This window comes from Microbacterium testaceum StLB037, assembly GCF_008763945.1.
GTDB classification, from domain to species: Bacteria; Actinomycetota; Actinomycetes; order Actinomycetales; family Microbacteriaceae; genus Microbacterium; species Microbacterium testaceum_G.
In genome coordinates this window covers 308507-320819 of the sequence record NZ_VTQH01000003.1, presented here as the reverse complement: position 1 = coordinate 320819, position 12313 = coordinate 308507, and the positions used below count along the sequence as shown (strand labels likewise).

Here is a 12313-nt window from a genome sequence, read left to right as displayed (position 1 = left end):
CCAGGCTCCGCCCCTCGAAAGGACCCCGATGGCCGACTCGCCCACCATCCGCCCCATCGACACCGACGACGCGGGTGAGGTGCTGACCATCCAGCGCGCCGCTTTCGCGAGCGAAGCGCTCATCTACGGCGACCCCGACATGCCGCCCCTGACGCAGACCCTCGAGGAGCTCCGCGCGGAGCTGGTGGAGAACCTCGGCTGCGTCGCCGTCACGGGCCACCGGGTGGTCGGTGCCGTGCGTGCCCGTCTCGACGGCGAGCTTCTGCTCATCGGCCGACTCGCCATCGCCCCCGACCAACAGGGCGAGGGCCTCGGGACCCTGCTGCTCGCCGCCGTCGAGAACCGCGGCCGCGAGGCCGGAGCGACCGAGGCGGAGCTGTTCACCGGGGGCCTGAGCGAGGCCAACCAGCGGCTCTACGAGCGCGAGGGCTATCACCGGTCCGAGGAGACCGCCGACGGGGAGATCTTCTACCGCAAATCGCTCGTCTGAGCGCGCGCCGGCGTCACCAGGACAGGGGATGCCACCGGGACAGGCGGATTTGCGAAGAACCGCCCTGTATTCATGGCATCCCCTGTTCTCATGACGCAGACGACGAGGGCCGCCGCCCGCTCCCGGACGACGGCCCTCTGCGCGTGCCGCTTACGGCGTCGGCATGCCGCCGTTGACGTTGAGCGTCTCGCCGATGACGTAGCTCGACTCGGCCGAGGCCAGGTAGACGTACGCCGGGGCGAGTTCGGCGGGCTGACCCATGCGACCCAGCGGGGTCTCTTCGCCGAACTCGTCGACCTTCTCGTCGGGCTGGCCGTCGGTGACCTGCAGCGGCGTCCAGATGGGGCCGGGAGCCACCGCGTTCACGCGAATGCCCTTCGGCGCGAGCTGCTGACCGAGAGCCTTCGTGAACGTGTTGATCGTCGCCTTCGTCGAGGCGTAGTCGACCAGGATCGGTGCCGGCGAGTAGGCCTGGATCGAGGTGGTGTTGATGATGGTCGAGCCGGGCTGCAGGTGCGGCACGGCCTCCTTGCAGATCCAGAACATCGCGTAGACGTTGGTCTTGAAGGTGTCGTCGAACTGTTCGTCCGTCAGGGTCGTGACGTCTTCGTTGAAGATCTGCCTGCCGCCGTTATTGACGACGATGTCGAGGCCGCCGAGGCCCTCGACCGCCTCCTTCACCAGGGTCGTGGCGTAGTCGCGCTCGCGCAGGTCGCCGGGGATCTGCACGACGGTGGCGCCCGCCTCGCGGAGGATCCCGGCGATGCGGTCGGCATCCTCCTTCTCCTGCGGCAGGTACGACATGGCGACCGAGGCGCCCTCCCGGGCGAAGGCGATCGCGGTGGCGGCCCCGATACCCGAGTCGGCACCGGTGATGAGGGCCTTACGCCCCTTCAGCCGGTCGCTGCCCACGTAGGTGTCCTCACCGAGCGCGGCCTTCGGCGTGAGCTCGGCGTCGAGGCCCGGCTCTTTCTGGTCCTGCGACTGCGGGTCGATGTCGGCGTACAGCTTCGACGGGTCAGTGAACGTGTACTGCGTGCTCATGGCGAGTCCTTTCATGGGGGATGGATGCCGGAACGAGACGCTCCGACGGAGGGTCAGCGGTTGCCGAGCTCGTCGTCGTCGACGAGTTCGCGGATGACGAGGGCGGCGTTGATGAGGGCGAGGTGGCTGAGAGCCTGGGGCAGGTTTCCCCAGAAGGCCGCGTCGGCCTCGGCGATCATCTCGGAGTAGATGCCGACGTCGTTGCCCTGCGCGACGAGAGCGTCCATCGCCTCGATCGCCTCGGCGTGCCGGCCCACGCAGGCCAGCGCGGTCGCGCGCCAGAAGGCGCACGCGACGAAGGTCTGCTCCTCCTGGTCCATGCCGGTGTACCGGTAGACCAGGTGGTCCTCGGTCGTGAGACGTTCGGTGATGGCATCCAGGGTCTTCGACATGCGCTCGCCCCGGTCGAAGCCGGTGGGGGCGTGCAACAGCACGGACGCGTCGAGGTCTTCGCTCCCCGGCGCGATGGTGTACGCCTGCAGCTCGTCGGACCAGCAGCGCTCGTCGACCCACGCGTGGATGCGGTCGCGCTCGGCCCGCCACCGGTCGCCGTTGTCGGGGATGTGGCCCCCGTCGGCCAACCACTGCGCATCATCGAGGGCCTTCCAGCAGCCCATCTTCGACGAGGTGTAGTGACGCAGTTCCGGCAGCTCCCACATGCCGGAGTCCTCGCGCCGCCACAGGTCGCAGGTGCGGTCGGCGACGTCCGCGAGCAGGCGCCCGGTCTGGATGTCGAGACGGTTTCCCGCCTCGACGTACGTGCGGCACAGGGCGATGAGGTCGCCGTAGACCCCGAGCTGCAGTTGCCCCTGAGCGGGGTTGCCGGTCACCACCGGCTGATTGCCGTTCCACCCGGGCACCTCGTGCTTCTCGAGCCCGATCTCGGCGTCACCGTCGAGGGTGTACATCACCTGCACCTCGGGGCCGTTGCGGCGGATCGTCCGCAGCAACCACGAGATGGCCGCGTGCGTCTCCTCCCGCAGGCCGAATCCGACCCACGCGTGGGCGGTGTAGGCGAGGTCGCGCACCCAGGCGAAGCGGTAATCCCAGTTCTTCCCGCCCCGCGGGTTCTCGGGGAGCGAGGTCGTCGCCGCCGCGGCGATCGCCCCGGTGGGACTGAACAGCAGGAGTTTCAGGGCCAGGGCACTGCGCTGGACGTCATCGGCCCAGGGACCGTCGTACGAGAACTCGTCCGACCACATCTGCCACCCGCCGATGGTGCGGTCGATCCCGCGGTCGACGTTCTGCGCGTCGGGGATGCGCAGCGGCTCCCCCTCGGTGGCCGCGATCACGAGCAGGTGCCGTGAGCCCTTGGTGGCGGTGAAGCCTCCGTCGATGCTCTCGTTCCCGGCATCCGGTTCTCCGTGCACGCCGTGCTCGTGGCCGGTCACCGCGAGCGAGACGTGGCCGATGCGCATGATCGAGAAGCCGTCGATGCGCTCCGTCCACGGCGCCGCCGAACGCAGCATCGTGCCGGGCTGCACGCACCAGGCGAACTCGACCTCGCCCTTTACCCCGTCGACGCGGCGCGCGAGTTCCGCCCACGGCAGGCGTCCCGCGATGCCGGTGACCATGGCATCCGTCACCGTGGCCACTCCCGTCTCCGTGGTGAAGGTCGTCTCGAGGACGTTCGTGCGCGGGATATAGCGACGAGAGACCTCGTACTCCCCCACCGGCGCCAGCTCGATGCAGCCGCCGGCGGATTCGTCCACGATCCGCGCGAAGACGGGACGCGAGTGGATGTTCGGCAACGGCAACCAGTCGACCGAGCCGTCGAGACCGATCAGGGCGACCGTGCGACCGTCCCCGATCGCGGCGTAGTCGCGCAGCGGGCGGGAGGGGGAGGGAGGGGTCGGAGGCACGTCTTCACGCTAGGAATGCGCGAGAGCGCCCGGGGCGGGGTTGTCGGATCGGGCGGGAGCGGCTACGGGCGCCTCGACGGTTACCTCTCCTCCGCCGCGCTCGCAACCCCCGCCGGCCGCCCGGACCGCACGCCTAACGTCGCTTGCGACCGCGAGTGAAAGGAACGCGCATGTCCACCACCACGAAGGACGCCCCCACCAAGAACCGTCGTCGCCCGGCCCGCGGCGGCAGCGGTCCCGAGACCACCTCCGAGCAGAACGCCGAGAAGGGCTTCCAGGCGTCGGAGAAGCTGACCGACAGCCTGCAGGCCGTGCTTGTCGACCTGATCGAGCTGTCGATCCAGGGCAAGCAGGCCCACTGGAACGTCGTCGGCAAGAACTTCCGCGACACGCACCTGCAGCTCGACGAGATCATCGACGCCGCCCGCGAGTTCGGCGACGAGGTCGCCGAGCGCATGCGCGCCCTGCACGCTCTCCCCGACGGACGCAGCGACACCGTCGCCGAGACCACGACCCTGCCGGAGTTCCCCCAGGGCGAGGTCGACACGGCCGAGGTCATCGACCTCATCACCGAGCGCCTCGACGCCACAGTGGGCACCGTCCGCGACGTGCACGACGACGTCGACGACGAAGACCCCACGAGCGCCGACATCCTGCACGGCGTGCTCGAGCGCCTCGAGCAGCTGTCGTGGATGGTCAGCGCCGAGAACCGCGTGGCCCGCAAGTCGTAACAGGCGAAGAAGACACCGGCTGCCGGGGCCTCAGGGCCTCGGCATCCGTCGTTCGTGCGGGGGTTCCCGCAGCGTCGCAGCTCAACCGCGCGCGATGAGGAACGGCGGGTGGGGGCCTTCGAGGCGGGCTACCGAGGCTTTGAGCTCGGCCAGAGTCTCACCGATGGCGGTGGAGCGCTCATCGGTGCGTGCTTCGAAGCGCGCGAGATCGAGCTTGACGCCGATGAGCGAATCTTCGAGGGTCGCGGAACGGGCGTCGGCCCGGTCCATGCGCGCATCCATCCGATCGAAGCGCGCGTCGACCTCGGCGAAGCGTGCGTCGACACGCTGTTCTACTCGACCGAGCATCCACTTCGTACCTCCGAGGATCGTCGCCGAACCGGTGACGAGCAATCCGATGGCGGTCGACAGGAGGGGGATCGTCTCCATGGCCCGGTCCTTTCACGCTGAGATGCCACGACTGTAAATGACGGCGTGGACCGCCGGTGGGGAGCTGCCGTGGATCTGTGCAGGAATTCACCCCCCACCCCCCTGTGGAGGGGCAGGGGCAGCGCACCGGCGGGGTGCGACGACCGCTCGGCGCGCTGGATTCACCGCGTCCCTCCGATAGCGTCGGAGCATCGACCGAGACGGGGGCCTCATGGACGACGACACCGACGCGCGCCGACGCACGGGCACGGCGTGGTTCGTACTGCTGGGGGCGGCGGGGGGCGTGGCGGGCCTTCTGCCCTGGCTCTTGACCGGGCCGTTCCTCCCCCTCCAGAACCTCGGCGAGGGGCAGGATCCCGCGAAGGACGGGCCCTTCGTCATGCTGCCCTACAGCCAATACGCGATCGCGACGATCATCGTGCTGCTCGTCGTCGGGGGCGTCTTCGCGGGGATCATCGCCCGCGCGCGCCGGTCGCGCCCGGGCCTTGCCCGATCGTTCGCCGCGCTCGGCGGGCTCGTCATCGTCCAGGTCGTCGCGGTCGTGCAGACGGCGGCGGTCACCCGCTCGGTGCTGCAGGAGCGCGACGAGTCGGTGCTTTACCTGGTGCTTCTGACGGCCGTGGCCGTGCTGGCCGCGCTCACGGCGTGGGTCGCCTGCGTCCTCATCGCCGCGGCACCACGCGCGGGCGCCGGCCTCGGCCTCGTGGTGGGAGCCGCGGCGGGAGGCTCATGGATCGCGGCGTTCCTCTTCCCGCTGTTCTCGTACACCTCGCCGTTCGAGGCCCTGCTGCCGGCGCTGCCCTATCTCGCCCCGGTCCTCGTCGGGCTGGCGATCGTCTGGACGGGCGTCTCGACGGTCGGGCGAGTTCTGACGGGGGTCGTGGGACTCGTGCTGGTGTGGCTCGTTCCGGCGCTGACGACGGCCATCTCCTCCGCCGCGGGAACGCGAGTTCTCGCTCGCGACCTTCCCGGCATGGCCGAGTTCGGCACGCAGGTCTTCGCCTCGGCATCCACGATGCCGGAGATCATCGTGCCACCGCTGGTGACGACCGTGGGGGTGGCCGTGGCGGGTCTGGTCCTCCGCCGCGTGGTCGGCCGGCGTCGAACGGGGGAAACTGCGCGTTAGAGCCGCAGCACCTCGGTGACGCGCACGACCGCCGTGCCCTCCTCCTCGGAGACGGCCAAGTCGACCTCGGCGCGGATGCGCCAGTCGTGGTCGCCGGCGGGGTCGTCGATGATCTGCTCGACGCGCCAGATGCCATCGGATGCCGCGGACTCGTCGATGACGACGAGCGCGGACGACCTCGCTGCTCCCCCCGTGCCGATGGACTCGTGCTCGTCGAAGTAGCCGTCGAGGACGCCCGGCCAGTCGACGTCGGGATCGAGCTCCACCAGCTCGTCGTCGCGCTGGAGCGCCGCGAGCTGCACGCGGCGGAACATCTCGTTGCGTACGAGCACGACGAAGGCGCGTCGGTTGGTGAGGATCGACGGCGGAGCGGGAGGCACGACGGGGGCCGTGGGGTCGTCCGCCGGGTTGATGAGCTGCTCCCACTCGTCGACGAGGCTCGAGTCGACCTGCCGCACGACCTCGCCGAGCCACGCGATCAGATCGAGCAGGTCGGGAGTCTGCGCATCGACCGGAACGGTCTGGCGGATCGCCCGGTACGCGTCGCTGAGGTAGCGCAGCACCAGTCCCTCGCTGCGCGCGAGCTGGTAGAGCGAGACGTACTCGCCGTACGAGCACGCGCGCTCGTACATGTCGCGCACGACCGACTTGGGCGACAGCTCGAAGTCGCGGATCCACGGCTGGCTCGACGCGAACACCTCGTACGCCTGCGCAAGCAGCTCGTCCAGCGGCTTCGGCCACGTGACCTCTTCGAGCAGTTCCATGCGCTCGTCGTACTCGATGCCCTCGCGCTTCATCGCCGCGACCGCCTCGCCCCGCGCGCGGAACTGCTGCTGCGACAGGATCGGCCGCGGGTCGTCGAGCGTCGACTCGATGACGCTGACGACGTCGAGCGCGTAGTGCCCCGTGCCGACCGACGACGCCGGGGGCGCGGCATCCGGACCCCTTCCGAGTTCGACCTCGGGGTCGAGCATCTCGATCGCGGCGAGCGCGAAGGGCGACAGCGGCTGGTTGAGAGCGAAGTTCGGCTGCAGGTCGACGGTGAGCCGGATGCCGTCGACCCCCGCCTCCACCACGCCGGCCTGCACGAGGGTGCGGAAGATCGCGATGGCTCGACGCGCGAGCTCGTACTGGCGCGACCGCGGCTCGTGGTTGTCGAAGACGAGGGAGCGGACGTTGCCGAACACGTCTCCACCGCGGGCGATGACGTTGATGAGCATCGCCGCGCTCAGCTTCATCTGCGGCACCAGCGGCTCGGGCTCGGCCGCAACGAGGCGGTCGTAGCTCTGCTCGGTCCAGTTGACGAAGCCCTGCGGCGCCTTCTTGCGGACGATCTTCTTCTGCTTTTTGAGGTCGTCGCCGGCCTTGAGGATCTGGGCTGCGTTCTCGATCTCGTGGTCGGGCGCCATGACGACGACGGTGCCCGCGGTGTCGTATCCGGCCCGGCCCGCGCGGCCCGCGATCTGATGGAACTCGCGCGCCGAGAGCTGGCGCATCCGCGTGCCGTCGTACTTGGTGAGCGCGGTCATGAGCACCGTGCGAATCGGCACGTTGATGCCCACGCCGAGAGTGTCGGTGCCGCAGATGACCCGCAGCAGTCCGCGCTGGGCGAGGGTCTCCACGAGCCGACGGTACCGCGGCAGCATGCCCGCGTGATGCACGCCGATGCCCGCCCGGACGTACCGCGACAACGTCTTGCCGAAGCCGGTGGTGAAGCGGAAGCCGCCGATCGCCTCGGCGATCTCGTCGCGCTGCTCGCGCCCGATGATGCGGATCGACGACAGCGCCTGCGCCCGCTCCATGGCCGCCGCCTGCGAGAAGTGCACGACGTAGATCGGCGCCTGCTTGGTGTCGAGCAGCTCCTGCACCGTCTCGTGCACGGGGGTGCGGGCGTACTCGAAATGCAGCGGCACCGGACGCTCGACACCCGTCACCCGGGCGGTGGCGCGGCCGGTACGACGCGAGAGGTCGTCGGCGATGTCCTCGACGTCGCCGAGGGTCGCCGACATGAGGACGAACTGCGCGCGGTTCAACAGCAGCAGCGGCACCTGCCACGCCCAGCCGCGGTCGGCCTCGCCGTAGTAGTGGAACTCGTCCATGACGACCTGGTCGACGTTGGCGGCGGCCCCCTGACGCAGGGCGAGGTTGGCGAGGATCTCGGCCGTGCAACAGACGATGGGGGCATCGGCGTTGACCGAGGAGTCACCCGTCACCATGCCGACGTTCTCGGCGCCGAAGATGTCGACGAGGGCGAAGAACTTCTCGCTCACCAGCGCCTTGATCGGCGCCGTGTAGTACGTCCGGCCGCCTCGGGCGAGGGATGCCGCGTGCGCGGCCACCGCGACGAGCGACTTGCCCGTACCGGTCGGTGTGGACAGGATCACGTTCGCGCCCGACACGATCTCGATGACCGCTTCGTCCTGCGCGGGGTAGAGCGTCAACCCCCGGGAGGCGGCCCATTCGACGAAGCCCAGGTACACGGCATCCGGATCGGCGCCGACGGGGACGTTCTCGAGAAGGGGGGTCACTCCCCCACCCTCTCATTCACCCGCGATCGCTGAAGACGCCGACATTCTCGCCGTCGAAGACGAACTGCACGCTCGTGCCGATCGGGAACCTTCGGACGAAGGCGTCGGGCATACCGTCGGCGACGACGAACTGCACCGTGGCGGGAAAGACGCCGGCCCCGCACCCGCCGTAGACGAAGTTGCCGCGAAAACCGCGGGTGCCATCGGCGCTGAGTTCGTCGGCATCCAGCAGGTAGAGGCAGGGATTGCGGTTGTCGGTCGCGTCGGTCGACGCGCGCCCGGTGAACGCGGCGATCCCGTAGTAGTCCTCGTACCCTCGTTCGGCGCCCGTGCGCTGGCCGAACACCGGAGGGACGGTGGAGTCGGGGTCGGGCACGAGGGTGTCGACCTGTGGCGCCCCCGCCGCGGCGGTCACCGGCACGAACGTGACGGTCAGGGCCGTCGCGGCGCTCGCGAGGGCGGCGACGACGGCCAGAGAGATCGCCCACGCCCACAGCCGCCGCTTCGATCCCACGAGCGGAGGGCGCTCGCGGGGGCCCTCCCCGTCGCCTTCGTCGTCTTCGTCATCGTCGTCAGCCGCGGTTCCGGCGGCGACCCGTGAACTCGACGCGGCCTGTGCCGGAACCTGTCGCGGCGCGGGAGGAAGCCGCTCCTGCCGCTCGCGCTCCTCGAGGTCGCTCAGTCGGGCCACCGCGATCGGGTCGTCGACGATGTCGGCCCCGGGGCCGTACGCCCGCGCGCGCAGGAGGCGCAGCTCCTCGCGCACGTCATCGTCCATGTCCTGAATGGTTCCACACCTCTCGCGGGTCGGGGCCGCCGTCCCGGTATATGCGCCGGAATAGATCGCCGCCCTCGGCGTTACAAGGGTCATGCGCTCTTTCGGCACCCTCTCCTTCGGCCACTACGGCCCCCTCGGCGGTGGTCGCCAGCTGACCGCCGGCGACTCGATGCTCCAGGCGATCGACCTCGCCCAGGGCATGGACGACCTCGGGGTCAACGGCGTCTCGTTCCGCGTGCACCACTTCGCCCGCCAGCAGGCCGCCCCCATGCCCCTGCTCGCCGCGATCGCCGCCCGCACCTCGCGCATCGAGGTCGGCACCGGTGTCATCGACATGCGGTACGAGAACCCGCTCATGCTCGCCGAGGAGGCGGCATCCGTCGACCTGATCAGCGGCAACCGACTCGCCCTCGGCGTGAGCCGTGGGTCACCCGAGACCGTCGTCCGCGGCTACGAGGCGTTCGGTTACACCGGGTCGCAGGATCCCCGCGGCGGCGATATCGCTCGTGAGCACTTCGACCTGTTCCTGCGCGCGATCGACGGCGAGGGTCTCGCCGAACGCGACCCGATGAGCCCCTTCGGAGGCGGCGCGGGCCTGCAGCGCATCGAGCCGCATTCCCCGGGGCTGCGCAAGCGCATCTGGTGGGGCGCCGGCACCACGGCGACCGCCGAGTGGGCGGGACGCCTCGGCGTCAATCTCATGTCGTCGACCCTGCTCACCGAGGCCGACGGCACCCCCTTCGACCTGCTTCAGGCGCAGCAGCTCGACGCGTTCCGCACCGCGTGGCGCGCGGCCGGTCACGAGGGCGAGCCGCGCACCTCGGTCAGTCGCAGCATCTTCCCGATCGTCACGGCCGAAGACGAGATGTACTTCGGCGGGTCGGCCGGGAGCGACCAGATCGGCGTGATCGACGGCATGCGCTCGACCTTCGGCAAGACGTACGCGGCCACCCCCGACCGCCTCGTCGAGCAACTGCAGAACGACGCCGCCGTGATGAGCGCCGACACGCTCATGCTCACGATCCCCTCGCAGATGGGCGTGGAGTTCAACCTCCGCCTCGTCGAGAACTTCGCGAAGCACGTGGCTCCCGCCCTCGGCTGGCAGTCGACGCTCGCGACGGTCTGAGCGAAGCCCCGAACGGGCCCGGATGCCGATTCCCCGGCATCCGGGTCCGTTCGGCGTATCTACGCTGGAAGGGTGAGCCTCGTCGTCCGCACCGCGGTCTTCCCCCGGGACGCTGTGCCCGTCGGCGAACTCGTCGGCGCGTACCTGGGTCAGACGGAGGCCGAGAAGGTCGAGCGTGGGCTCGCTGACGAGGCGTTCCCGGCACGGTACGCCCGCGAGATCGACGACCCTGCCGCTTCGTTCATGGGGCGCCGCGTTCTCGTCGCGACTCTCGACGGCACCGACGTGGGGCTCGTCGTCGCGTCGACCACACCCGGGGGCACGGACATCTCGCGTTTCTGGACGGATCCGCTGGTTCGAGGGCGAGGCGTCGGTTCAGCGTTACTGTCCTCCGCACTCGACGGGGCCGCGCGACCCGTGCGCCTGTCCGTATGGGACTGGCGCGGTCCCGCCCTGCGCATGTACCTCGCCGCGGGGTTCGAGGTCGTCCCCTCCTGGGACGACCGGCCGCGACTCCTGTGCCTCGAGCTGCGGTCAGTGCCGAACCGGGATCACCGGTAGCCCGTCAGTCCCCGCGAACGGGCGAGGGTCTGCGTCACGAGGTATTCGCCCCACGCCACGGCGTAGGCGCCGAGGGCTGCCCAGACCCACCCCGAGGGCAGGACGCCGACGAGCCCGAGTAGCGCCGCGATCGTCAGCACCACCACGACCGCCAGCACCGGCACGATCGCGCGGGCGCCGATGACGCCCGCATCGGTACGCCAGATGACCAGCAACGCTCCCGCCGTCGCCACGAGGAGGATGACGGGGGTGAACCAGGGGCCCAGGGCGCCCATGGTGATGGCCGCGCCGACACCGGCGGTGGCGAGAGAAGCCGTGCGCAGGCCGCGGATCCGTGTCGGGGAGGGCGAGTCGGCGATGGGGTGCTCCTTCGATGCGGCGGGCGGGCCCCCTCGTGACGGCGGGCCCTTTCCAGCGTACCCACGCCCCGATCGGACCCTCCCGGGCGTTCGTGTCTACGGTGGGCGGATGGGTATCTCTCTGACGCGTGTGGACCTCTCGAACGCCGGCGAACGCGCCGCACTGGTCGCGTTCCTCACCTCGAACGTGTTCCCATTCCACGTGCGCACGCGCCCGACCGCGGAGCACGTGTCGGAGGCCATCCGCGCAGGTTCGTGGGACGGCGACGACGTCGAGACCCTCTGGATCGACGACGAGACGGACGGCCGCGTCGGGGTGATCCGCCTCGAAGACCTGCGGGACGCCACCGCCATGGTCGATCTGCGCCTGGCCGAGCGGGCCCGGGGTCGAGGCCACGGCACGGCGGCGCTGAGCGCCGCGACCGACCGCGTCTTCTCCCACCACCCCGGTGTCATCCGCTTCGAGGGCCAGACCCGCGAGGACAACGTCGCGATGCGGCGGGTCTTCGACCGGTGCGGGTGGGTGCTCGAGGCGTACTACCGCGACGGCTGGCCGGTCGAGGGCGAAGAGCCCGTGGCATCCGTCGCATACAGCGTTCTGCGTCGCGACTGGGCGAGCGGCACCACGACGCCCGTGCCACGGGGTCCCGAGGTCACGCTGCGCGGAGAGCTGCGCTGCGCCGATGCCGCCGAGGCCGAGCGCGTGCGCGCCCACCTCGGCGAGCACATCGCCCTGACCCGCGCCGAGCCGGGGTGCCTGTCCTTCGACGTCACCCCGACCGAGACCGAGGGGGTCTGGAGCGTGTCGGAGCGCTTCGTCGACGAAGCGGCGTTCGACGCCCACCAGCGCCGCGTCTCATCGAGCGTGTGGGGACGCGAAACCGCCGGGATTCAGCGCTTCTCCGTCATCCACGGAAGGGCTCTGGATGCCGATGCCCTCATCTCCACCGCCTGGGCCGCCGAGGAGATGCTGCTTCACCCGGCCGTGCGCTCGCAGGCGGGTGAGCTCGAGCGGCTGCTCGATCCCGAGTTCGTGGAGATCGGTCAGTCCGGTCGCCGGTGGACGCGGGACGAGATCATCGCCGCACTTCGGGACGACCCGGGAACCGACCTCTCGCCCGCCATCGAAGAGCAGGACGCTCGGCTGCTCGGGCCCACCACCGTCCTGCTGACCTACTCGCTGCACTTCGAGGGCCGCGTCAGCCGCCGGTCGTCCCTCTGGCAGTGCGATCCGACACCGCGGTGCCTGTTCCACCAGGGGACGACCGTCGGCTGAGGC

Annotated in this window: 12 protein-coding genes; 6 read left to right on the top strand and 6 right to left on the bottom strand. The window is 70.2% G+C overall.

What is annotated here, in order from left to right; all coding sequences use genetic code 11:
* Window positions 1-28 precede the first annotated feature (28 nt).
* Window positions 29-490, top strand: coding sequence for a GNAT family N-acetyltransferase (locus F9B98_RS13880; protein WP_150958459.1), 462 nt, complete (start codon window positions 29-31; stop codon window positions 488-490).
* A 150-nt stretch (window positions 491-640) separates the two neighbouring features.
* Here F9B98_RS13880 and F9B98_RS13875 read toward each other — a convergent pair whose 3' ends face one another.
* Window positions 641-1534 carry an SDR family oxidoreductase gene (locus F9B98_RS13875; RefSeq protein ID WP_150958457.1) on the bottom strand — a complete coding sequence of 298 codons (894 nt, stop codon included), beginning with the start codon at window positions 1532-1534 and terminating at the stop codon, window positions 641-643.
* Window positions 1535-1587: 53 nt separating this feature from the next.
* Window positions 1588-3396 (bottom strand): glycoside hydrolase family 15 protein, encoded by a 1809-nt coding sequence (locus F9B98_RS13870; RefSeq protein ID WP_150958455.1) that lies wholly within the window; start codon window positions 3394-3396, stop codon window positions 1588-1590.
* 170 nt (window positions 3397-3566) lie between these two features.
* Here F9B98_RS13870 and F9B98_RS13865 point away from each other — a divergent pair, with 170 nt between their 5' ends.
* Window positions 3567-4127 (top strand): Dps family protein, encoded by a 561-nt coding sequence (locus F9B98_RS13865; protein WP_150958453.1) that lies wholly within the window; start codon window positions 3567-3569, stop codon window positions 4125-4127.
* Window positions 4128-4208: 81 nt separating this feature from the next.
* Here F9B98_RS13865 and F9B98_RS13860 read toward each other — a convergent pair whose 3' ends face one another.
* Window positions 4209-4556 (bottom strand): hypothetical protein, encoded by a 348-nt coding sequence (locus F9B98_RS13860; protein WP_150958451.1) that lies wholly within the window; start codon window positions 4554-4556, stop codon window positions 4209-4211.
* 211 nt (window positions 4557-4767) lie between these two features.
* Here F9B98_RS13860 and F9B98_RS13855 point away from each other — a divergent pair, with 211 nt between their 5' ends.
* Complete coding sequence (locus tag F9B98_RS13855; RefSeq protein WP_150958449.1) at window positions 4768-5682, top strand: hypothetical protein; 915 nt, start codon at window positions 4768-4770, stop codon at window positions 5680-5682.
* Here the strand turns inward: F9B98_RS13855 and F9B98_RS13850 are convergent.
* Together F9B98_RS13850 and F9B98_RS13845 are read right to left on the bottom strand one after the other, a co-directional pair.
* Window positions 5679-8210, bottom strand: coding sequence for a DEAD/DEAH box helicase (locus tag F9B98_RS13850; RefSeq protein WP_150958447.1), 2532 nt, complete (start codon window positions 8208-8210; stop codon window positions 5679-5681). The genes F9B98_RS13855 and F9B98_RS13850 overlap by 4 nt on opposite strands.
* A gap of 16 nt (window positions 8211-8226) precedes the next feature.
* On the bottom strand, window positions 8227-8988 hold the full coding sequence (locus tag F9B98_RS13845) for a hypothetical protein (protein WP_150958445.1): 762 nt from the start codon (window positions 8986-8988) through the stop codon (window positions 8227-8229).
* Window positions 8989-9079: 91 nt separating this feature from the next.
* On the opposite strand from F9B98_RS13845, the gene F9B98_RS13840 reads away from it, so the two are divergent.
* The gene (locus tag F9B98_RS13840) at window positions 9080-10114 is read left to right on the top strand and encodes an LLM class flavin-dependent oxidoreductase (protein WP_150958443.1); all 1035 of its coding nucleotides are present in this window, start codon (window positions 9080-9082) and stop codon (window positions 10112-10114) included.
* Between the two features lie 72 nt (window positions 10115-10186).
* Complete coding sequence (locus F9B98_RS13835; protein WP_150958441.1) at window positions 10187-10675, top strand: GNAT family N-acetyltransferase; 489 nt, start codon at window positions 10187-10189, stop codon at window positions 10673-10675.
* Here the strand turns inward: F9B98_RS13835 and F9B98_RS13830 are convergent.
* On the bottom strand, window positions 10666-10950 hold the full coding sequence (locus tag F9B98_RS13830; RefSeq protein WP_150958439.1) for a hypothetical protein: 285 nt from the start codon (window positions 10948-10950) through the stop codon (window positions 10666-10668). The two genes, F9B98_RS13835 and F9B98_RS13830, sit on opposite strands and share 10 nt — an antisense overlap.
* 193 nt (window positions 10951-11143) lie before the next feature.
* Here F9B98_RS13830 and F9B98_RS16260 point away from each other — a divergent pair, with 193 nt between their 5' ends.
* Window positions 11144-12310, top strand: coding sequence for a GNAT family N-acetyltransferase (locus F9B98_RS16260; RefSeq protein WP_150958437.1), 1167 nt, complete (start codon window positions 11144-11146; stop codon window positions 12308-12310).
* Window positions 12311-12313 lie beyond the last annotated feature (3 nt).